The 21,010-nt window shown below is 57.9% G+C and carries 23 protein-coding genes; 8 read left to right on the forward strand and 15 right to left on the reverse strand.

Going from position 1 to position 21,010, the window contains the following annotated elements; translation table 11 throughout:
• Positions 1-4 precede the first annotated feature (4 nt).
• From GOV90_RS05215 to GOV90_RS05235, 5 genes are all read right to left on the reverse strand, one after another.
• On the reverse strand, positions 5-637 hold the full coding sequence (locus tag GOV90_RS05215; protein WP_171094100.1) for a bifunctional 4-hydroxy-2-oxoglutarate aldolase/2-dehydro-3-deoxy-phosphogluconate aldolase: 633 nt from the start codon (positions 635-637) through the stop codon (positions 5-7).
• Positions 638-640: 3 nt separating this feature from the next.
• Complete coding sequence (gene edd, locus GOV90_RS05220) at positions 641-2,446, reverse strand: phosphogluconate dehydratase (protein ID WP_171094101.1); 1,806 nt, start codon at positions 2,444-2,446, stop codon at positions 641-643.
• A gap of 3 nt (positions 2,447-2,449) precedes the next feature.
• Positions 2,450-3,895 carry a glucose-6-phosphate dehydrogenase gene (gene zwf / locus GOV90_RS05225; protein ID WP_171094104.1) on the reverse strand — a complete coding sequence of 482 codons (1,446 nt, stop codon included), beginning with the start codon at positions 3,893-3,895 and terminating at the stop codon, positions 2,450-2,452.
• A 148-nt stretch (positions 3,896-4,043) separates the two neighbouring features.
• A complete protein-coding gene (gene ptsP, locus GOV90_RS05230) occupies positions 4,044-6,287 on the reverse strand; it encodes a phosphoenolpyruvate--protein phosphotransferase (RefSeq protein ID WP_171094107.1) in 2,244 nt (747 codons plus the stop codon).
• Between the two features lie 46 nt (positions 6,288-6,333).
• The gene (locus tag GOV90_RS05235; protein WP_171094108.1) at positions 6,334-7,572 is read right to left on the reverse strand and encodes an aspartate kinase; all 1,239 of its coding nucleotides are present in this window, start codon (positions 7,570-7,572) and stop codon (positions 6,334-6,336) included.
• 165 nt (positions 7,573-7,737) lie between these two features.
• Here GOV90_RS05235 and GOV90_RS05240 point away from each other — a divergent pair, with 165 nt between their 5' ends.
• Positions 7,738-8,094 carry a hypothetical protein gene (locus GOV90_RS05240; protein WP_171094110.1) on the forward strand — a complete coding sequence of 119 codons (357 nt, stop codon included), beginning with the start codon at positions 7,738-7,740 and terminating at the stop codon, positions 8,092-8,094.
• Here the strand turns inward: GOV90_RS05240 and GOV90_RS05245 are convergent.
• The 5 genes from GOV90_RS05245 to GOV90_RS05265 all read right to left on the reverse strand — a co-directional run bounded on the left by GOV90_RS05245 (position 8,088) and on the right by GOV90_RS05265 (position 11,145).
• Positions 8,088-8,726: an SDR family oxidoreductase gene (locus tag GOV90_RS05245; RefSeq protein ID WP_171094112.1), complete on the reverse strand. Its 639-nt coding sequence runs from the start codon at positions 8,724-8,726 to the stop codon at positions 8,088-8,090. The two genes, GOV90_RS05240 and GOV90_RS05245, sit on opposite strands and share 7 nt — an antisense overlap.
• 3 nt (positions 8,727-8,729) lie before the next feature.
• Positions 8,730-9,185 carry a DUF1178 family protein gene (locus tag GOV90_RS05250; RefSeq protein WP_171094114.1) on the reverse strand — a complete coding sequence of 152 codons (456 nt, stop codon included), beginning with the start codon at positions 9,183-9,185 and terminating at the stop codon, positions 8,730-8,732.
• Between the two features lie 72 nt (positions 9,186-9,257).
• Positions 9,258-9,719 carry an NUDIX hydrolase gene (locus tag GOV90_RS05255; RefSeq protein WP_171094116.1) on the reverse strand — a complete coding sequence of 154 codons (462 nt, stop codon included), beginning with the start codon at positions 9,717-9,719 and terminating at the stop codon, positions 9,258-9,260.
• Positions 9,720-9,854: 135 nt separating this feature from the next.
• The gene (locus GOV90_RS05260) at positions 9,855-10,598 is read right to left on the reverse strand and encodes an EcsC family protein (protein WP_171172821.1); all 744 of its coding nucleotides are present in this window, start codon (positions 10,596-10,598) and stop codon (positions 9,855-9,857) included.
• 52 nt (positions 10,599-10,650) lie between these two features.
• Positions 10,651-11,145: a GNAT family N-acetyltransferase gene (locus tag GOV90_RS05265; RefSeq protein ID WP_171094120.1), complete on the reverse strand. Its 495-nt coding sequence runs from the start codon at positions 11,143-11,145 to the stop codon at positions 10,651-10,653.
• A 71-nt stretch (positions 11,146-11,216) separates the two neighbouring features.
• Here GOV90_RS05265 and GOV90_RS05270 point away from each other — a divergent pair, with 71 nt between their 5' ends.
• Entirely contained in the window at positions 11,217-11,822 is a 606-nt protein-coding gene (locus GOV90_RS05270; RefSeq protein WP_171094121.1) for a flavin reductase family protein, read from the forward strand.
• A 136-nt stretch (positions 11,823-11,958) separates the two neighbouring features.
• Here GOV90_RS05270 and GOV90_RS05275 read toward each other — a convergent pair whose 3' ends face one another.
• Positions 11,959-13,593: a SulP family inorganic anion transporter gene (locus GOV90_RS05275; RefSeq protein WP_171094123.1), complete on the reverse strand. Its 1,635-nt coding sequence runs from the start codon at positions 13,591-13,593 to the stop codon at positions 11,959-11,961.
• A 61-nt stretch (positions 13,594-13,654) separates the two neighbouring features.
• Between GOV90_RS05275 and GOV90_RS05280 the strand changes: the two genes are divergently transcribed.
• Both GOV90_RS05280 and GOV90_RS05285 read left to right on the forward strand, forming a co-directional pair.
• Positions 13,655-14,320, forward strand: a complete 666-nt coding sequence (locus GOV90_RS05280; RefSeq protein WP_253284681.1) for a hypothetical protein — start codon at positions 13,655-13,657, stop codon at positions 14,318-14,320.
• A 65-nt stretch (positions 14,321-14,385) separates the two neighbouring features.
• Positions 14,386-15,258, forward strand: a complete 873-nt coding sequence (locus GOV90_RS05285) for an S-methyl-5'-thioadenosine phosphorylase (protein WP_171094125.1) — start codon at positions 14,386-14,388, stop codon at positions 15,256-15,258.
• A gap of 2 nt (positions 15,259-15,260) precedes the next feature.
• Here the strand turns inward: GOV90_RS05285 and GOV90_RS05290 are convergent, their stop codons facing one another.
• On the reverse strand, positions 15,261-16,109 hold the full coding sequence (locus GOV90_RS05290; RefSeq protein ID WP_256367904.1) for an alpha/beta hydrolase: 849 nt from the start codon (positions 16,107-16,109) through the stop codon (positions 15,261-15,263).
• Positions 16,110-16,360: 251 nt separating this feature from the next.
• Here GOV90_RS05290 and GOV90_RS05295 point away from each other — a divergent pair, with 251 nt between their 5' ends.
• Positions 16,361-16,990 carry a LysE family translocator gene (locus GOV90_RS05295; RefSeq protein WP_171094128.1) on the forward strand — a complete coding sequence of 210 codons (630 nt, stop codon included), beginning with the start codon at positions 16,361-16,363 and terminating at the stop codon, positions 16,988-16,990.
• 7 nt (positions 16,991-16,997) lie between these two features.
• Here the strand turns inward: GOV90_RS05295 and GOV90_RS05300 are convergent, their stop codons facing one another.
• On the reverse strand, positions 16,998-17,171 hold the full coding sequence (locus GOV90_RS05300; protein ID WP_170384937.1) for a hypothetical protein: 174 nt from the start codon (positions 17,169-17,171) through the stop codon (positions 16,998-17,000).
• 107 nt (positions 17,172-17,278) lie between these two features.
• Here GOV90_RS05300 and GOV90_RS21300 point away from each other — a divergent pair, with 107 nt between their 5' ends.
• The 3 genes from GOV90_RS21300 to GOV90_RS05310 all read left to right on the forward strand — a co-directional run bounded on the left by GOV90_RS21300 (position 17,279) and on the right by GOV90_RS05310 (position 18,689).
• Complete coding sequence (locus GOV90_RS21300) at positions 17,279-17,413, forward strand: hypothetical protein (RefSeq protein WP_256367903.1); 135 nt, start codon at positions 17,279-17,281, stop codon at positions 17,411-17,413.
• Between the two features lie 83 nt (positions 17,414-17,496).
• Positions 17,497-18,036: an adenine phosphoribosyltransferase gene (locus GOV90_RS05305; RefSeq protein ID WP_171094131.1), complete on the forward strand. Its 540-nt coding sequence runs from the start codon at positions 17,497-17,499 to the stop codon at positions 18,034-18,036.
• Between the two features lie 170 nt (positions 18,037-18,206).
• Positions 18,207-18,689 carry a fasciclin domain-containing protein gene (locus GOV90_RS05310; protein WP_171094133.1) on the forward strand — a complete coding sequence of 161 codons (483 nt, stop codon included), beginning with the start codon at positions 18,207-18,209 and terminating at the stop codon, positions 18,687-18,689.
• Positions 18,690-18,726: 37 nt separating this feature from the next.
• Here GOV90_RS05310 and GOV90_RS05315 read toward each other — a convergent pair whose 3' ends face one another.
• Together GOV90_RS05315 and GOV90_RS05320 are read right to left on the reverse strand one after the other, a co-directional pair.
• The gene (locus GOV90_RS05315; protein WP_171094135.1) at positions 18,727-20,142 is read right to left on the reverse strand and encodes an FAD-binding oxidoreductase; all 1,416 of its coding nucleotides are present in this window, start codon (positions 20,140-20,142) and stop codon (positions 18,727-18,729) included.
• 38 nt (positions 20,143-20,180) lie between these two features.
• The gene (locus GOV90_RS05320) at positions 20,181-20,999 is read right to left on the reverse strand and encodes an MBL fold metallo-hydrolase (protein ID WP_171094137.1); all 819 of its coding nucleotides are present in this window, start codon (positions 20,997-20,999) and stop codon (positions 20,181-20,183) included.
• Positions 21,000-21,010 lie beyond the last annotated feature (11 nt).

The following is a 21,010-nucleotide window of genomic DNA, read 5'->3' on the forward strand; positions in this document are numbered from 1 at the left end:
GGCGTCAATCCATCAGCTTCGAGGCTTCGCTTGCCAGCGCTTCAATACCCGCCCAATCCCCGGCTATAACCAGATCCTTTGGCGCAACCCAGCTGCCGCCAGCACAGACCACGTTGGACAATGTCAGGTAATCGCGGGCGTTAGAAGGGGACACACCACCTGTAGGGCAGAAGCTGATCTGCGGCAGAGGCGCACCGATTGCTTTCAATGCCGGTGCCCCGCCCGAAGCCTCGGCCGGGAAGAATTTCAGCATGTCGTAGCCTTTTCCTAACAACTCCATCGCTTCGGTTGCTGTGGCAGCGCCGGGCAACAGCGGCAGGCCCTCTGCCTCGCACGCTGCGATCAGCGCGTCAGTTGCGCCCGGAGAGACACCAAACTGAGCGCCCGCTTCTTTGGCTGCACGGACATCCTCGGGGGTGACCAGTGTACCTGCGCCTACAACACCGCCGGGCACTTCTGCCATGGCCCGGATTGCATCCAATGCAGCCGGTGTGCGCAGTGTGACTTCAAGCGCGGGCAAGCCGCCAGCCACCAGCGCTTCAGCCAAAGGGCGCGCATGCGCTGCGTCATCGATCACCAGGACAGGCACAATAGGCGCAAGAGCGCAGATTTCGCGGGTGCGTTGGGATTTCGTCATCACTTATGCTCCGAATATGCTGGCGCCTGTGTCGGCAGATCCGACATTCAGCCGGAACGCACCAAAAAGGTCACGCCCGACACCGTGTTGATTTGCTGACAGGTCGGCGGTGGCAACGGGGCGGTCCAGCACGCCTTCGGTCAGGATTTCCAACTGACCCTGCACCGCATCAACACGCAGGATGTCGCCATCCTGCAGGCGCGCTATGGCACCACCGTCCAGCGCCTCGGGACAGACATGGATGGCAGCGGGGACTTTGCCCGACGCACCGGACATACGGCCATCTGTGACAAGCGCCACCTTTTGACCCCGGCCTTGCAGGATCGACAGAATAGGGGTCAGCGAATGCAATTCAGGCATCCCATTCGCTTTGGGTCCTTGGAAACGCACGACAACGATGACGTCATCCGTGAACTCCCCGGCCTTAAAGGCCGCTTTGACGTCATCCTGATCATGGAACACGCGTACCGGTGCTTCGACCAGCTGATGTTCGGGGGCAACGGCTGAAACCTTCATAACACCGGTGCCTAAGTTGCCCGTCAGGCGCGACAGACCTCCGGTTGGTTGGAACGGATCATTGGCCGGGCGCAAAATCTTTTCGTTCAGGCTGTGGTCGGTGCCGTCTTGCCAGACAAGGTCTCCGTCCATCAGTTTGGGTTCCTTGGTGTAATTGTGCAGGCCCTGCCCTGCTACCGTAAGGGTATCGGGGTGTAGTAGACCGTTCTCAAGCAGAGTGCCGATGGTATACCCAAGCCCTCCGGCGGCATGGTAGTGGTTCACGTCCGCCAGACCGTTGGGATAAACCCGCGCAACCAAAGGCACCACGGCAGAGATTTCGGAAAAATCTTCCCAATCCAAAACGATACCGCCTGCCCGCGCCATAGCGATCAGGTGGATCAGCAGGTTGGTCGATCCACCTGTTGCCATCAGACCCACGATGCCGTTCACAAAGGCACGTTCGTCAAGGATTTGGCACACAGGTGTGTAATGGTTGCCCAGCGCGCTGAGCGACAGGGCGCGGCGTGCACCTTCCTCGGTCAAGGCATCACGCAAGGGCGTATTTGGATTGACAAAGCTGGAGCCCGGCAGGTGCAGGCCCATGAACTCCATCAGCATCTGGTTCGTGTTAGCCGTGCCATAAAAGGTGCAGGTGCCGGGGCCATGATAAGCGGCCATTTCCGCCTTCATGAGCGCATCGCGGCCCACCTCTCCGGCCGCGAATTGTTGGCGGACCTTGGCTTTTTCGTCGTTCGGCAACCCGCTGGTCATCGGACCTGCGGGCAGGAAAACGGCTGGCAGGTGGCCAAAAGCCTGCGCGCCGATGATCAGTCCGGGGACGATCTTGTCGCAGACCCCAAGGAAGACCGCGGCGTCATACGTGTTGTGGCTGAGGGCAACCCCGGTCGCCAATGCGATCACGTCGCGTGAGAACAGCGACAGTTCCATCCCCGCCTCACCTTGCGTGACGCCGTCGCACATCGCCGGAACCCCACCCGCGACCTGCGCGGTGCCGCCAGCTGCACGGATCGCCTGACGGATCAGTTCGGGATAACGCTCAAACGGCTGATGCGCCGACAGCATGTCGTTATAGGCGGTGACAATTCCCAGATTGCCTGCCGTACCGGTTGCCATGGACTGCTGGTCGTCACCGGCGCCTGCGTAAGCATGAGCCTGCCCGCTGCAAGACAGGTGCGCACGGGCCGGGCCTTTGGATTTAGCCTGCTCCATGCGTTCCAGATGCGGACCGCGCAGATCGGCGCTGCGGTCTATGATCCGTTTGGTGACGTCGGTAATAACTGAATGTACCATTGATTACCCTCCGATCTGACGCCAGCGGCGTCCATCGCGATGCATCAGCATCAGTGCTTCTTCGGGGCCGGAACTGCCCTGATCGTAGCGAGACGGGCGGTCGCCGCGCTGTTCCCAGCCCTGAATAATGGGATCGACCCAAGCCCAGGCGGCCTCGGCCTCGTCGCCACGCATGAACAGCGTCTGATCGCCTCGGATGACATCCATGATCAGCCGCTCATAGGCATCTGGGGCTTGCGCTTCGGCGCCAAGCGCATCGGCAAAGCTCATGTCCAGTGCCACGTCCGACAGGCGGAACCCACCGGGACCCGGATCCTTGATCGTGGTGCGCAGGGTAATGCCTTCGTCGGGTTGCAGACGGATTACAAGCACGTTTCCGTGCAGGGGGCCGACATTGGGGAAAATGGTATGTGGCGGATCCCGGAAGAACACCGCAATCTCGGATTCGCGCGCGCGCAGACGTTTGCCGGTGCGCAGATAGAAAGGCACACCCGCCCAACGCCAGTTACCAATATGAACCTTTAGGGCAATGAAGCTTTCGGTTCGGCTGGCGGGGTTGCCCACATGATCGACATAGCCGCCCTCACCCTTGTCCGCCCGGTATTGGCCGCGCGCGATATCTTTGGGCTCGACCGGCTCCAGCGCTTCGATGACTTTAACCTTTTCGTCACGCACGGCGTTTGGTGCGTATTTCGAAGGCGGCTCCATCGCTGTAAGGCACAGCAATTGCACCAGATGGTTCTGGATCATGTCCCGCATTGCACCGGATTGATCGTAATAGGCCCCGCGCCCTTCGACGCCCACGGTCTCGGCCACTGTGATCTGAACGTGATCGACATGGGTGGAATTCCAAAGCGGCTCGAACAGCGAGTTCGCAAAGCGCAGCGCCATCAGGTTCTGCACGGTTTCCTTGCCCAGATAATGGTCGATCCGATAAATCTGATGCTCTTCGAAACAGGCGCGCAAACCCTCGTTAAGTGCCTTAGCCGAGGCCAGATCATGACCAAACGGCTTTTCGACGACGATGCGACTGTCGGGTGTCGCCAAGCCAGTGTCATGCAAGCGCTGCGCAATGCCAGCAAACAGACTTGGCCCAACGGAAAGATAAAAGGCCCGCACAACATCATCACGCACCAGCTTTTTTAGATCGGGCCACCCGCCTTCACCCAAAGCGTCCACAGGCACATATTCGACATGTGCCAGAAACCGATCCAGCGTCTCGGACGAAAAGTCTGGTGCAAATTTCTGCATCGAGGCGCGGACCTGATCACGGAAACCATCGCTATCAATTTCCGATCGCGCCGTACCGATGATACGCGCGCCCTCGGGCATTTGACCAATCGCGAAACGATGGCACAAGCCCGGCAGGATCTTGCGTTGCGCCAGATCGCCGGTCGCCCCAAACAGCACCAGATCAAATGGTTCTACCGGAATTACGCGTGAAACCATCACGGGCTCCTTCTGAGTGTGCCGATATCAATCTCGCATGGCACGAAACCGCACAATACAAAGATTGTTATCGCTAACATTGCCAGTCAAATAGAAAGCTCTAGCAAAAAAATCAAGCAGAGTTTCCCAAACTGGATCGTTTTGCGCCCTACCCTTGATTGCGCAGCCATTCCATCACAGCCGGGCGTACACTCTGCTCGCCGCGATGGCGGGCGTCGGCAATGATTTTACGCACCTCCGACAGGTCACAGCGCAACAACAGGCTTTTAACTGGGCCAATTGAGGCTGGACGCATCGACAATGTCCGTATCCCGATCGCCGCCAGACACAGAGCCTCGACCGGGCGGCCTGCGTCTTCGCCACAGAAGCTGAGGGGGGTGTCCGAGATATCGCAGCGCTCGACAATCCGCTCCATTAAGCTCAGGAAACTGACATTCAGCGTGTCATATCGCCGGCGGACCAGCTCGTTTTCACGGTCGGCCGCGAAGAAAAACTGTTTGAGATCATTGCCGCCGATCGAGATGAAGTCCACCTCGTCAAAGAACTTCTGAGGGGCAAAAGCCAGCGATGGTGTTTCCAGCATCGCGCCGACCTCAAGCATTTCCGGCAGGACGTGGCCCAACCGTTTCTCACGCTCGATGGTTTTGTTCACCTCCCACCGGGCTTCGCGGAACTCGTCGGCCTGCGCGACAAAGGGGAACATAATGGTCAGCGGACGACCATTTGCAGCCCGTAGAAGCGCTTGCAACTGCATCCGCATGACGCCGCGTTTGTCCAGGCCCACCCGAATGGCGCGCCAGCCCAGCGCAGGGTTTGGTTCGGCCACGTGTTTCATGTAGGGCAACACTTTGTCCGACCCGATATCGAGGGTGCGGAACACCACCCGTTTGTCGCCTGCCGCATCCAGAACACGTTGATATTGTGTGACAAGCTCGGACCGTTTCGGCATCTTGTTACGGATCAGGAATTGCAGCTCGGTGCGGAACAGGCCCACGCCTTCAGCGCCTGACGTTCCCAGCGACGGCAGGTCAGCCATCAGACCCGCATTCATCACCAAATTGATGCGCGCACCATCACGGGAAACACACGGGGTTTCTCGGATCGAGGCATAGCGTTCCTGCGCCTTGGCCTGCATGGCGATCTTGTCTCGAAAGGCACTGACCACGGTATCTTCGGGGCGCAAATGCACAACGCCCTGATCCCCATCGACCAGAATATGATCACCGTTCAACGCTTCGGTCGTAATCCGACCCACATGCACCACAAGAGGAATCGCCAGTGCCCGCGCCACGATGGTCGCATGGCTGCCGACCGAGCCTTCCTCGAGCACGATCCCCTTCAGCGCCCGTCCGTATTCCAACAGGTCTCCGGGGCCGATATTGCGGGCGATCAGGATCGGATCAGGTGGCAAATCGGCACTGTCGGTCTTGCCCTGCCCGGTCAGAATGCGCAGCAGGCGGTTGCTCAGATCGTCCAGATCCGCCAGCCGTTCGCGCAGATAGGGGTCCGTGACCTGCCCCATGCGCGCCCGCGCCTGCGATTGCTCTTTCTCAACTGCAGCTTCGGCGCTTAGGCCAAGTGCAATGTCCTCTTCCATTCGGCGCATCCAGCCTTTGGAATTGGCAAACATGCGATAGGCTTCCAGCACTTTAAGCTGTTCGGTGTCGCCGTTCTGAGAAATCTCGAGCATCTTGTCGACACCGACACGCAGTTCGTCGACCGCTTCGACCAGCCGTTCACGCTCTCGGTGGGGGTCTTCGGCAATCGGGTTTGTGACTACGACGCGGGGCTCATGAAGCCAGACATGTCCTTCCGCAGACCCTTCCTGTGCCTGACCACCACGCAGCAGAACCGATTGCTGGTGCAGCGGTGACAGTGCCGCGCCCTCGCCCACAAAAGCACCAAGCTCGGCCATTTCGGCCAGAACCATGGCAACCACTTCCAACGCATACACTTCGTCAGCGGAAAATTCGCGCACTTCACGAGACTGGACCACCAAAACGCCCAGCTTTTCCCCTAGGCGCTGAACCGGAACGCCCAGGAAGGACGAATACCGTTCTTCGCCGGTTTCCGGCATGTACCGGAATCCCTTTTCGGACGGTGCATCCGCCGTATTCACGATTTTTCCGAACTTGGCGACGCGTCCCACTAGACCTTCGCCCATGCGCATTCGCGTTTTATGAACCGATTCAGGTGAGAGACCCTCGGTCGCGCACAGTTCCAGCGTCTCTTCATCGCGGAACAGGTAGACCGAGCACACCTCGGCCCGGATGCTGTCAGCAATCAGGTGGGTAATCCGATCAAGGCGCTCCTGACCGGCGGCTTCGCTCGCCATTTCCTCGCGCAACCGCCGCAGCAGCTTACGGGATTCTGTTTCGGTGCCGTCCGCCATGGCCCACCCAGTTTAGTGTGTCAGGCGAGACCCTTGGCTGAAAAGCTCAGGCCGCCTTGTCCAGTTCAAAGGCATCATGCAGCGCCTGAACAGCAAGTTCCATGTATTTCCTGTCGACCAGAACGGAAATTTTGATCTCAGAGGTTGTAATGACCTTGATGTTGATCCCCTCATCCGAGAGCACATTGAACATTTTGGCCGCAACACCCGACTGCGAGCGCATGCCGATTCCCACAACCGAGACCTTGCAGACATCATTGTCGGCAACCAACTCAGCATAGTTCAACTCGCCCGCCTCTTTGATCGCAAGCAACGCTTTTTCTGCGCGTGCCACCTGATCGGTCGGGCAGGAGAATGTCATATCCGTGCGGCCCTCGTCCGAGATGTTCTGAACGATCATGTCCACATTCACACCCTCGTCGCTGAGCGCAGTGAAGATGATCGAGGCGATACCAGGGCGGTCGGCCACCGATACGACGGTCATCTTGGCTTCGTCACGGGAATAGGCCACACCGGCCACAACATTGGATTCCATGATATCCTCCTCGTCGCAGACCAAAGTACCGGCCTCGTCGGATTGTTCTTCGAAACTTGAGAGAACGCGCAGTTTCACTTTATAGCGCATCGCCAGCTCGACCGAGCGGGTTTGCAGCACTTTTGCGCCCAGCGATGCCAGTTCAAGCATTTCTTCGAACGAAATGCGGTCCAGCTTGCGCGCCTTTTCGCAGATGCGTGGATCGGTGGTGTAGACCCCATCCACATCTGTGTAGATGTCACAGCGCTCGGCACCGAACGCCGCTGCGAAAGCCACAGCTGTGGTGTCCGAGCCGCCGCGACCCAACGTGGTGATACGGCCCTCGGGACTAAGACCCTGGAAGCCCGCAACAACAGCCACTTTCATGCCTTCCCCGAACTTCTGGTTCAGGTTCTCGGTCGGGATCTCCTCGATCCGGGCCTGGCTGTGCGCGCTGGTGGTCAGCAGCGGCACCTGCCAGCCCTGCCAACTGCGTGCGGGAATATCCATTTCCTGCAAGGTCAGGGCCATCAGACCAGCAGTGACGTTTTCACCCGAAGACACAACAGCATCGTATTCACGCGCGTCAAACAGGGGCGATGTCTCATTCACCCAGCCCACCAGCTCGTTGGTTTTGCCGGACATGGCCGAGACGATGACGATCACGTCATAGCCTTTGGCAACTTCGACACCAATGCGCTTGGCGGCACGGCGGATGCGGTCCAGATTGGCGACAGATGTGCCACCGAATTTCATAACGAGTAAGGGCATGGGGGCAAAAGTCTCCGCGCCGTGGATTAGAGGTTCCGTGCCTCATATGCGAGGGGCATCCCAAGAGCAAGGGCGCAAAAGGCGTCTGCCTGCGGCGCAGGGCCGCTTTACTTTGTAAGGGCGTGGTGTCAGCCTAAGGACAACAACCAAATCAAGAGGTTCTACATGTTTCGCCTAGCCCTTGCCGTTGCTCTCCTTTCATCGCCTGCCCTGGCCCAAGTCGCAAGCGTCGCGGGGACTGATGGCCAGAACGCATTGGGGACTGTGCCCTGCGCCGCCAATGCAGGTGATCCGCTGCAAAGCTGTAATGCAGAGCTGCGCCGCCACGATGACGGCACAATAACGCTTGCAGTCGGTTTGGGCGGCGGACAAGTGCGCAATATTTATTTCAAAGATGGCGTGCCTGAATCCAGCAGCTCGACCTCGAAAATGTCTTATGAAACGCGTGGCGATCTGATGGTGATCTATATCGATCCAGGCGAGGTCTACGAGATCCCCAAGGCCGCACTGGTTGCTCAGTAAGCGTGCGGCTGCCCGTCATAGGTTTCAAAACAACCTGAGGTGGACAGTGACAAGTCATCAAAACGGTCCATCAGGCCGGACACGGCCTGGTCGACATGAATGTCAGCCGCGACACCGCCCATATCGGTTTGAACCCAGCCCGGGTGATAGATACCAACGGCAATACCGTCTTGCTTGAGGTCTGTCGCCAGGTTGCGACCCAAGTTCAGCACCGCCGCCTTGGACGCGCGGTAGATATAGCTGCCACCCGGCGCGCGGGTATGCGAGGCCATTTGCGACGACAGGATCGCCACCTTGCCGCCTGACGCGCGAAGATTGGGCAATAGGGCCTGAATGGTCAGGAACACTCCGGTAACGTTGGTCGCAAAGCTTTGCGCCCACATGTCGGCCGGGTAGTCGTTGATCGTGTGGCCCTTGTCCAGATACACGCCTGCATTGCAGATCAGAAGGTCGATGGGCTGATCCTTCAACCGTTCAGCCATTGCCGCCTGTTGCACCGGATCCGTTACGTCCAGACGCAATTGCGCGCCGTCGTCGCGCGACGTTCCGGTAACAGCGTCGCCCCTGTCGCTGTAGCGCTGAGACAGAGCGCGTCCGATGCCGCGATTGGCGCCGGTGATTACGACGTGCATATGTCAGTTCGTCTTTCTGCTGGGGACAAAGGGCAGCGGAGCGACCGGCACGCCATCTTCGATAAGCGATTTGGCCTCGTCTGGCTTGGCCTCTCCGTATATGGCGCGATCCGGGGCCTCGCCCAGATGGATCTTGCGCGCCTCGCTGGCAAAATCCTTGCCTACGTAATCCGAGTTTTCTTCGACATGCCGCCGCATCTCGGCCAAAACTTTCTCAATTTCCGGCGACGGGGTGGCAACATCGATTTTCTCTTCCGCAGATGGCGGTTGTTGAAGTTTCGGTTGCGCGTTTCGCGCCGGACGAACGCGTGGCGTCATGATCGCCTTTTCAACCCGCTCACATCCGCAGACCCCGCAGGTTACCATCCCTGCCGCAGCCAGTTTGTCGTAGGCTTCGGCGGATTGGAACCAACTGTCGAACGTGTGGCCTTCACTGCATTTCAACGCGTATTGAATCATGTTCAGTCCAAAAAATCGATTGGCGAATAGATACCGACCAGAATGACAATATCAAGCCTCTCGGGCCTGATCTTAATGTGCGTATGGCTTAAAGTCTCGTAACAGATTGGACAGTCCGGGTGAATGCACCTTAAGAGCTGCCTTTTTGAGCGGATACCACTTGCGTTTGCGCATCCCTTGTTCCGGGAAGTCCTGCGAAACGGACCGCACGTGAACCGGGAACACATCCACCAGAATCAACACGGGCGGTCGATTCGACTGGTGTTTGTGATGAAGAAACTGCCCCTGCCGAACCCCGCTGCTTTGGCCGGAGACCCCTGCTTCTTCCCACGCTTCCTGCAAGGCCGTTTCAGCCGGGGACAAGCCCGGGATGAACCAACCTTTGGGAATAATCCAATGCTGTGCCTTGCGTGTTGTGATCAACAATACCTCGGGCCGGTTGTTCTTGATCCGGTAACACAGTGCAGCGGCCTGCTGCAAAACGGGCTGTTCCGCAGCGTTAAGATCTTCAAGACGCAGCAGCGTTTGTTTCATGACCTGGCGGTTCCTTAGGTCAAAATTCAGCCCTTTCGCACATAGGATCAAAACGAACCCATTTGGTGCAAGGCATGCTACAAGATACCATATAATGTGTTGATCGCCAAGTCAGGCGCAGGTTTGATGGGCGAACTACATTCGGGCCGAAAGCTGCCGCACCAGTTCGTCGTGGGGAATATCAGCGTCGATTGCCAGACGTCTCAATCCAAAATGTACGCGTGCAATCTGCTGGTAGTACCGCGTGTAGACATAGTTCGTCCCACCGCCGGCTAAGGCTCCGAGTACAGGTACGGACTGAGCCGCCAGCTTTTGGCCCAACACAATCGAAAAGCGCGGTGCAACTGCTGCAATCAGGCGCTGCATAGCGGGCCCCGTCAGGGTCAAGCGAACCGAGAAAAAGCCAAGATCCGCACCATCGTCATGGGAAAGCGGCCCCGAGGCGGGCAGAACCCGCACACAGTCGAATTTCACGTTCTCTGCTGTAGGGTCAAAGCCTTCGCGCGCCGCAGCCCCTTGAATGGCGCGCAGCAGCATAGCGGTTGTTGCAGGCAGTTCCATCAAAGCTGTCGAAACCCCACCCAGCCCGCCAGCCGCACCCATGGCCGTCGTGACAGCGGTATTCACCCAGGGTTTCTGATCGGGAACGGCGCGCCGTGAACCTTGCGCGGCGTGCATCGCCAGCCACAAAGCCTGCTCGGTAGCTCCGGTCAAGCCAAGCCGCACCGTTTCCGGCAACTGCTCAAGCAAAGACTCGGCTGATCCGCCCAGCTTGTTCAAAAGTTTGACGCCAGCACCACCGGCAGATCGGTAGTGATCCGCCAGACGATCCAGTTCGGCCTCGGCATCCACGTTTTCGACAAGAACCACGTTCTGCATCTACGCCCTCCTGTCTATCAACATCGGCGTTGCGCGGCGTGGATTCAATAGGTCAGCGGCTCCAACGGGTCACTGCACCCTGCACTCCGGACCAGACGCCGGGTTTCAATTCCAATCCCAAAACCCTGTCAGGATTGGTGGGCGGCGGCATCTCGACCCCGCTTAAACGCTGGAATCCGAACCGTTTGTAGTAAGGTTCATCACCCACCAGCATGACCCGCTGCCACCCGCGCGTGCGCCCTGCCTCAACACCTGCGTGGATCAGATACCCGCCCAGCCCCTCGCCCTGATGAGTAGGGTGTACGGCGACGGGCCCCAACAGTAACGCATCGTGATCGCCGACATGAACGGGCCAGAACCGGATTGCACCGGCCAGAATGCCCTGACCATCCCGCGCGACCAAAGACAGACCCGCAACCGGCGGCACGTCATCGCGCAATCGATAAGACGACAAAGCCTCACGACCCGGCGCAAAGCACAGGTCATAGAGGGCCTCAACCTCCCACCAATCGTCCGGCTCTTCCGGCCTGATCCCGAATTGCTGCACCCTGCCCTCTTTTCCTTGCTGGAATTCGCCCTAGCACTTCGGTACGCCTTGGGCAAACGCTTGGAGATCAGATGTTCTATCGCCCCGAAGACGGCCACGGCCTGCCGCACAACCCGTTCAACGCCATTATCACACCGCGCCCGATCGGCTGGATTTCAACCCGGGATGCAAACGGGATCAACAATCTGGCACCTTATTCCTTTTTCAATGGCGTCGCCTACACGCCACCGCAGGTGATGTTTGCCACAACCGGCACCAAACACGATCAGAACGGAGGTAAGGACAGCATCGCCAATATCGAAGCGACCGGCGTTTTCTGTGTCAACGTGGTGGCTCATGCTCATCGGGATGCGATGAACGCCAGTTCGGCCGGACTACCGAAAGACGTTGATGAGTTTGAGCATGCCGGGCTGTCACCTGTCGAATGCAAAACGATTCCATGTTCCCGGATTGCAGGGGCACCCGCTGCACTGGAATGCAAGCTCACCCAGATCGTCACTCTGCCCGGTGAAGCCAATCGGGTTGTATTTGGCGAAGTAATCGGCGTGCACCTGCACGATGATCACATCCGGGACGGCAAGTTTGATGTGACATCGTTTCAACCATTGGCTCGCCTGGGCTACCGCGATTACTCGGTCGTGTCCGAGTTGTTCTCACTCAATCGCCCAGATGATTAGCGTGATCCGGGGGCGCTGCCCCCGCCGCCCGTTCCGGGCGACTCCCCCGAGGTATTTGACGCCAGATGAATAAAGGATCCCCTGCTTCATCTGGCTAAAAATACCTCGGAGCGCGAGGCAGAGCCTCGCAAAAGACTTAGTGCCCGCCAAGAATACCGGTGCGGACAGAGTAATCGACCGCCAGTTCGTAATCCGGGTCGTCATCGCTGTCGACCATCAGGTGTCCTGCCTTATTCAGCAGCTTGTGACAATCGCGGCTCAGGTGACGCAGCATGACGCGTTTGCCCGCAGCTTCGTATTTCGCGGCGATGTTTTCGATGGCCTGCAAGGCTGATTGATCGACCACGCGACTTTCGGCGAAATCGACGATCACGGTTTCAGGGTCGTTCGGGACGTCGAACAGTTCGATGAAACCATCAGAAGACCCAAAAAACAGCGGTCCTTGAATTTCGTAGACCTTTGCGCCCTTTTCGGTCTCAGAGTCGCGCGTGACCGCGTGAATGCGTTTGGCGTTGTTCCAGGCATAAGCCAGAGCCGAGACGATGACGCCGACCACAACGGCAACCGCAAGGTCCTCCATCACGGTCACGACGGTCACCAGAACGATGACAAAAGCATCTGTCGTGGGAACCTTGCGCATGATCTTGAACGAGTTCCACGCAAAGGTGCCGATCACCACCATGAACATCACACCGACCAATGCGGCCAGCGGGATTTGTTCGATCAGGGGCGAGGCAAACAGGATAAAGACCAGCAGGAACAGCGCCGCAGCGATACCGGCGATACGAGTTCGGCCGCCGGATTTCACGTTGATCATCGACTGACCAATCATCGCGCAGCCGCCCATGCCGCCAAAGAACCCGGTTACGATATTCGACGCACCCTGCGCGATACATTCCTGAGACGCGCCACCACGTTTACCCGTGATCTCGCCCACAAGGTTCAGGGTCAGCAGGGATTCGATCAGACCAATGGCCGCCAGAATGACAGCATAAGGCAGAATGATTTCGAACGTTTCCCAGTTCAGCGGCACCATCGGGATGTGGAACGCAGGCAATCCGCCCTCAATCGAGGCAAGATCGCCAACGCGTGGCACATCCAGTCCCAGGCCGATCACCAGAGCCGCGACCACCAGAATTCCTGCCAGAGGCGCAGGAATGATACGCGTGACACGCGGCATGACCCAGATCACCGCCATTGTCAGCGCCACAAGACCCAGCATGGTATAAAGCTGCATTCCCGACAGCCATTCCCCTCCGCTCATGCCATGGCCGGTGTTTTCCATGGTTCCGGGCACCTTGAACTGTCCCATCTGCGCCAGAAAGATCACGATGGCCAGACCGTTCACAAAGCCCAGCATCACCGGATGCGGCACCAGACGGATAAAGCGCCCCCAATGCATCGCCCCGGCTATGACTTGGAGAATTCCCATAAGAACAACGGTCGCAAACAGATATTCAACTCCGTGTTCGGCCACCAGCGCCACCATGACAACCGCCAGAGCGCCGGTCGCGCCCGAGATCATACCGGGCCGCCCGCCGATCAGTGCCGTGATGAGGCCAACCAGGAACGCCGCATAGAGACCAACAAGCGGGTGCACGCCTGCGACAAAGGCAAAAGCCACGGCCTCGGGCACCAGCGCAAGGGCCACGGTCAGGCCGGACAAGAGTTCGATCCGCAGGCGAGAGAAGGTCAGCCCCTCATCAGGCACCCAGCGCAGATCGGGCATGGCAACGCGGTTGGCAAAACTTGCCAGCAAGGCTCGGGGCATTGGTCAGTCCTATAGGGTTTTATGTTCGCGCGAAGGCGCCTATGTAGCGGACACAAGGGTGTTGAGCTACCGCATCAAGCGGGATGCAGCCATGTGCTTGATGCATACCTCGGCCTCGCGGCAACGTGACTTGCAGGTCTACGCTTCACCAACCAACAGTGTGGTCATGCGTTGGATCATGCTCTTTCTCGTCTCAGCCCTGCCCGCTTTGGCCCAGGATCTGGAAGGTAACGACACGGCCGGGAATTGGCGGGTCACCCACCATGAGATTTTCGGGATATGGAATTCGATCTGCGACGAACGCGAAGAACACGGGGCGTTGAAGCAGCGGTGTTACATCCGACGGGCAGAGGTGTTTTCGCCCAGACCGAAATTCGCGGCACAGTTCGTTTTCATCACACCAGAGGTCGAAGGTTTCAAGGTGGAATTCGGAATGGAACCCGGCACCCTTTTCAATCCGTCCGGGTTTCGCATCGACAAGGGTAATGAAACCATCTGGCGCACGCGGCGTCCCGGTTGCCTGACCGGGCTTGGCTGCACCTTCGAAGATCAGCGTGCCGAAGACCTGTTAGATGCCATGCTGGCCGGGGACGCGTATCGCTTTTTATTTCGTGACAGGCATGGGCAACCGCAGGACTTAACCTGGCCACTGGAAACATTCGGCACAGCCTGGGCTGATTTCAAGACACAGTCCCGTCTGCGCAACCTGTTACCGAAACAGGATTAGCCCCCTTGTCAAAAGCCCCCCAACCCGCAAAAATTCAACAGCAATTCAATACGTGGAGCAGGACTTTGACCCAAACCAAGATTGCCGTTATTGGCGGATCAGGCATTTATGAGATCGACGGGCTGGAAAATGCGGAATGGGTCGAGGTTGAGACTCCTTGGGGAACACCATCGGACCAGATCCTGACCGGTTCATTAGACGGTGTCGATATGGCCTTTCTGCCGCGTCATGGGCGCGGCCACGTGCATTCGCCAACCGATGTGCCCTATCGCGCCAATATCGACGCGTTAAAGCGGCTTGGCGTGACGGATGTGATCTCGGTTTCAGCCTGCGGATCGTTTCGCGAGCATATGGCACCCGGCGATTTCGTGATTGTCGATCAGTTCATCGACCGGACTTTTGCACGGGATAAGAGCTTTTTCGGAAGTGGCTGTGTGGCTCATGTCAGCGTGGCGCATCCGACTTGTCCGCGCCTGTCAGACGCCTGCGAAACAGCAGGTAAAGCCGCAGGCATCAATATCCATCGTGGCGGCACCTATCTGGCGATGGAGGGGCCTCAGTTCTCATCCCTAGCAGAATCCAAGATGTACCGCGAGCAATGGGGCTGCGATGTGATTGGCATGACCAACATGCCCGAAGCCAAACTCGCCCGTGAGGCCGAGCTTTGTTACGCCTCGGTTGCGATGGTCACGGATTATGACAGCTGGCACCCGGACCATGGTGAGGTTGACGTGACCGCCATCATCGCCACGCTGACCGGCAACGCAGACAAGGGTCGTGCTTTGGTCAAGGGTCTGCCTGCATTGCTGGGGGCTGAGCGAGAACCTTGCCCGCATGGCTGTGACAGGGCCTTGGAATACGCGATCCTGACTGCCCCCGATAAACGCGACCCTGCGCTGTTAGCCAAGCTGGACGCAGTGGCAGGACGCATTCTCTGACGTTACCTTTGTGGCAAACGGTCCTGAACAGTTTGCCACAGACCATGTGACCACAAGTCATTGTGGGTTCCGTCGGGAACCGAGAAGAACTCCACCCTTTCACCACCCATGTCGGCAAGCCGTTCTCCGTGATGAACGGGAACGGTCTGATCGTCGGTGCCGTGGAAGATCAATGTCGGCACCTCGATCGCGTCGATGATGTCTCGGGTGGCGAACTGGTCGCGCATCAGGGCCGATACGGGCAACCAAGGGTAACGTTCAGCTGCCACATCCACGGTCGCTGTAAACGGCGCTTCCAGCACCAGCATCTCGGCCTCGGGCCGTTGCGCCGCAACCGCCGCAGCCACTCCTGTACCAAGGCTTTGGCCATGTAGAACAACTGGCTCTCCGGCGCTGCGCAATTGGTCAAACAACTCTAATCCGTCCGAGATCAAACCCGCCTCGGACGGCGCGCCTGCGCTGCCGGGAAACCCGCGATAGCTGGGCGCCAGAAGCCCGTAGCCGCTGTTCAGTATCGCTCGGAACCGATCCGCGCGATCGCTCAGATTGCCGCTCTGGCCATGAAAGAACAATACGGTCGGGGCACCTTCGACGGCTGCCGGCGCGGCCCAAGCCGTCAGAACCGTACCATCGGACATAGGAATTGAAAGCACATCGATATCCGCCAAAGAAACCGAGGCGGGATCAGGCAATTCACCGTCTGGCTTGTAAAGCAGCGATTGCTGGTTGAAGTACATGTATCCGACGATGACCCCATACACGACGCCCCCGGCCAAAAAGAGGCCAAGCAGCAACCGTTTGATGCGATTGACCCGCCTCATCGTATTGGCATCTGTACTTTGGATCTGCACCTTTGCCTCCTGCGAAGTTATACCCTTTAGTCTGGGCAGGTTCAGCACCGTTTCAAGATGAATGAGCAAAGCTTCATCTAAACTTCAAGTCGTCGCCACACTGCTTAAATCCATCAGCTTTGCGATTCAGATGCGAGAAACGCGCAGGTGCTCGATCTTGCCGCCTCAAAAACAGCCAAACGATCAAGGCAGAGACTTGACGTTGGCTTCATACAAGGGCTTGGTGTGACGACGCCTTTACAGGAGACCCCATGTCGCTTGAACTCTGGCTGGCTTTTGTCGCCGCGTCCACCGCTTTGCTGCTGATCCCCGGCCCGACGGTGTTGCTTGTGCTTAGCTATGCGCTGTCCAAGGGCCGCAGCGTTGCTGTGGCCTCGGCAACCGGAGTCGCGGTGGGGGATCTTATCGCGATGACCGCCTCACTGTTGGGGTTGGGCGCGCTGGTGCTGGCATCCGCCACCTTGTTTTCATTGCTCAAATGGATCGGGGCAGCCTATCTGGTCTGGCTTGGGATCAAACTGCTGCGAAGCGCACCGTCCGGCGGGCTGAACGCGGTCGATACCGACAACGATGTATCGGCGCGCAACGTGTTTGGGCACGCCGCTGCGGTGACCGCACTGAACCCGAAGTCCATTGCCTTTTTCATCGCCTTTGTTCCGCAGTTCCTGCGTCCAGCCGATCCGCTGGGTCCCCAATTCGTCATCCTGATCGCGACATTCGTGGGGCTGGCCTGGCTGAACGCGTTGGCTTATGCGCTGCTGGCCGACCGGCTGCGGCGCGTGATTGGCCGTGCCAGCGTTATTACAGCAATGACGCGATTTGGTGGGCTGACTTTGATCGGAATGGGGGTCGCGACGGCTGTTCTGCGCCGCCCGGCCTGAGGCGCGCTTAGTCCTCGGCGTGTTCTTTCATGAAACCACGAATAAACCGGCGGATTTCGCGCGCGGCTGACGTATCCAGTTCTTTGCACAACTCCACAAAAGCGTCGCGCTCATCCTTGTCCAAGCGCAGGACCAGTTGACTGTTTTTTTTGGTCGATCCCTTGCCGTCTTTCTTAGCCACGCGCGCTGTCCCCAACATCATCTTGCAATTTTAGGCGATGCATTGTATATACATAGCATAGTGATTGTCGTTATCGGGCACTTAACAACAATAAAAGGAATATGGCAATGAACCTTCATACTGCTCAGGCATTTCTATTGCGAGATCAACGCAATTGGCGCAAACCGCACCTGTCTTGGTTGCCCGCCACGCTGTATCGCTACAAAAGCCTGCCCAAGGCTATCGTGACCCGCCGTTCCTGACCGTGCGCCGGAATGGCATCTTGCATGGTGTCGTTTGATAGGCCAAAAACCCTTGCGTGTTTTGCCGCTAAAAGGGTTGGCCTATGTCCAGAAATAAATCTGTCAAAGATTACATCCGAACCATCGTCGATTTCCCCCACGAAGGGATCATGTTTCGCGATGTAACAACCCTTTTTGCCGACCCGCGCGGGTTTCGGATGGCGATCGACCAGATGCTGCACCCCTACGCCGGTGAGCAGATCGACAAGGTGGTTGGGCTTGAAGCGCGGGGATTTATCCTGGGCGGTGCGATTGCGCATCAGCTGAGTGTTGGTTTTGTGCCGATCCGTAAAAAAGGCAAACTGCCCGGAACCACAATCAGCCAAGACTATAAACTTGAATACGGTGAGGCCATTGTCGAAATCCACGACGATGCCATCCAACCCGGAGAAAAGATTCTGGTGGTCGATGATCTGCTGGCCACAGGCGGCACGGCGGCGGCAGGCATCAAGCTGATCGAACGGCTTGGCGGCGAAATTATCTCATGCGCATTCATCATCGACCTTCCCGAGTTGGGAGGCCGCAAAGTTCTTGAAGACATGAACATGGATGTGCATGTGCTGTGCGAATTTGAAGGGCTCTGATCGAAAGAACTTCACAAAAACGTGACTGGAAACCAAAAGCCGCGCTGGCTTAGCGCGGATTTCTTGTTGATCAAGTCGCAAGTTGGCTCAAAACAAGTGATCTTGCTGTGAGGCTACTGCGTAACTTGGGTGATGCTACTTGAAGCATTCTAACCTAGGGAGATTAGCATATGTTCCGCAAACTCGCCGCCGCCGGTGTCGCCTCAATCCTGTTCAGCACAACTGCTTTGGCCGATGGTCACGGCAAAGACATCGTTGACACAGCAGTTGCCGCTGGCAGCTTTGAAACACTTGTTGCCGCTGTGCAGGCCGCCGAACTGGTGGACACGCTGAAAGGCGAAGGCCCGTTCACAGTGTTTGCCCCAACAGATGACGCGTTTGCGGCTTTGCCTGAAGGCACAGTCGAAAACCTGCTGAAGCCGGAAAACAAGGATCAGCTGGTTGCGATCCTGACCTACCATGTTGTGCCGGGTAAGGTCATGTCAGGTGATCTAAGCGACGACATGACCGCCGCAACCGTTCAGGGCGGCGACATCACAATCGATCTGGATTCTGGTGTGATGGTCAATGACGCGAACGTCGTTCAGGCCGATATCGAAACCAAGAACGGCGTGATCCATGTGATCGACAAGGTGATCCTGCCTGCGTCGTAAAGCGATCGTCGGACACGGCCCCTGGTGTGGGCCGTGTTCACACCTTCAGGACCGCACCGGGGTTCATGATACCCTGCGGATCCAAAGCTGCCTTGATGGCCCGCATCGCACTCAGCTTGACCGGATCGCCATAACGCTCCAGATCGTCGGTCTTCAGACGCCCCACCCCATGTTCCGCACTGACCGAGCCGTCATGGGCGTCAACCAGATCATGCACCGCTTGTTTGATGACACCGCGTTGATCTTCAAATTCTGATCGGCTGTGCCCATTGGGTGGAAATACATTGTAATGCAGGTTGCCATCCCCAAGGTGCCCAAAGCAATTGATCCGGTACGGGCCAAGTTCAGCGATCATCTTTCCACCTTCGCGAATGAAGCCAGGAATTCTGGAAATCGGAACCGAAATATCGTGGCTCGAAACCGAACCGATCAGCCGATTGGCCTCGGGGATGCGTTCGCGTACCGCCCAAAGATCGGCACGTTGGGCTTCGCTTTGCGCAATCACCCCGTCCAGAACTTGCCCACGATCTTCGGCAGAAACATAAAGAGTCTCCAAAGCATCTGAAGATGATTGACCCGCGGCCAGACCCAGCTCGATCAATACGCACCACTCTGGGCGGGTGCTGAACGGTTGGCGGACGTCTGGAAGAACCTCTGACAGGAAATCAAACCCTTGCCGGTGGATCAGTTCAAAAGTGCTGACAGTCTCGCCCACCTGATCCCGTGCCAGCGCAAGCAGGTTAATGGCCGCTTCAGGTGAAGCCACCTGAAACATGGCCGTGCCCTGAACTGCAGGCTTTGGAAACAGCTTGAGGGACGCGGCCGTGATGATGCCCAATGTGCCCTCGGCCCCAATCAGAAGATCGCGCAGGTCGTAGCCGGTGTTGTCCTTCCGCAAGCGGCTGAGCCCATGCCAAATCTCGCCATTGGGCAGCACCGCCTCAAGCCCCAGACACAGATCGCGCGCGTTGCCGTAGCGGAGTACGTTGACGCCCCCGGCATTGGTCGACAGATTGCCCCCGATCCGGCAGGACCCCTGCGCCGCCAATGACAGTGGAAACAGCCGATCCACTTCCTCAGCCGCCACTTGAACGTCTTGCAGAATGGCACCGGCTTCGGCGATCAGAATGTTTTCAGTCGGAAACACAGACCGAATAGCTGTCATGCCCTCCAAAGAGATCAGCAAAGGTGGCGGGCCGTCTGAGATCACCTGCCCGCCTACCAGACCTGTGCCGCCGCCATAAGGGACAACCGGCACCCGCTCCTCTGCAGCCAACCGCACCAACGCGGCAACCTCTTCGGTGTTTCGGGGAACAGCCAACACACCGATCTGGCCAGCGAACCGCCCGCGCGGTTCTTCCAGATACCGATCTTCTACGGGGCGCAGGATATCTTCGCCCAATGTCGAACGGATCAGCGCAGCAAAACGGGCATCGGCGGGGTTCAAACTCATACGTTTTCAATGCCCAAGTAACGCGGCTGCGGCAAGCCCTATTCCAGATCAATCAGATATTGCGGCTCCAGAACAATTACCGTCGGCCTGTCTGGCAGATCCCTGAGGGAAACGGTGAGTTCTGACACCCCCTGGCGGTCAACTGGAAATGTATCACGAATATCGACCAGAAACCGATCCAGCGAGAACCCCGAGAACCAATGCATCGGAATAATCACCGAACTCTTCAGCCGCTTCAAAACCGAGATCATATCCGGCAAGGGCATCGTGGTCCCCCCATCAACCGCAGCCATGACCACATCCAGCCGCCCCAAAGCGGCAAACTGTTCGTCTGATGGCACATGATGCAGATGACCCAGATGACCAATACACAAACCCTCAACCTCGAATACAAAGATCGAGTTCCCGCGCTCCTCGACCCCGCCATAGGCTGACCGGATATCGGTCGAAACATTCCTCACAAGCATCTCACCCAGATCAAGATGATGCTCAATGCCCTGCCCGAACTCTCCCCATCCCGGCAGAACATTCGGGATCGCCGGGTCGGGGTGGGCGGTCCAATGGGTGCTGTGGGCATGGTTCATCGTCACAACATCGGGGATCAAATCTGCGCTGCCGATGAACCCTGTAAAATCCGTGACGGCATTCAACCCACCCCGCGTCTGGATCAGAAACGACGCGTGCGCGATGTAGCTGATCCGCACGGAAAATTCCGGCACTGGATCCTGCCAAGCCGCTTTGTGAAGGTATTCAATACCCGGCGCTGCATCTGCGATAGCAATGCAATGGCTCGGCCGCCGCTCCTGCGCTACAGCCCCGCCCGAAATCACCATCAATGCCGCAACCAACCAGCGCATAATCCAAGTGT

Source organism: Ruegeria sp. HKCCA5929 (assembly GCF_013034525.1).
Taxonomy (GTDB): domain Bacteria; phylum Pseudomonadota; class Alphaproteobacteria; order Rhodobacterales; family Rhodobacteraceae; genus Ruegeria.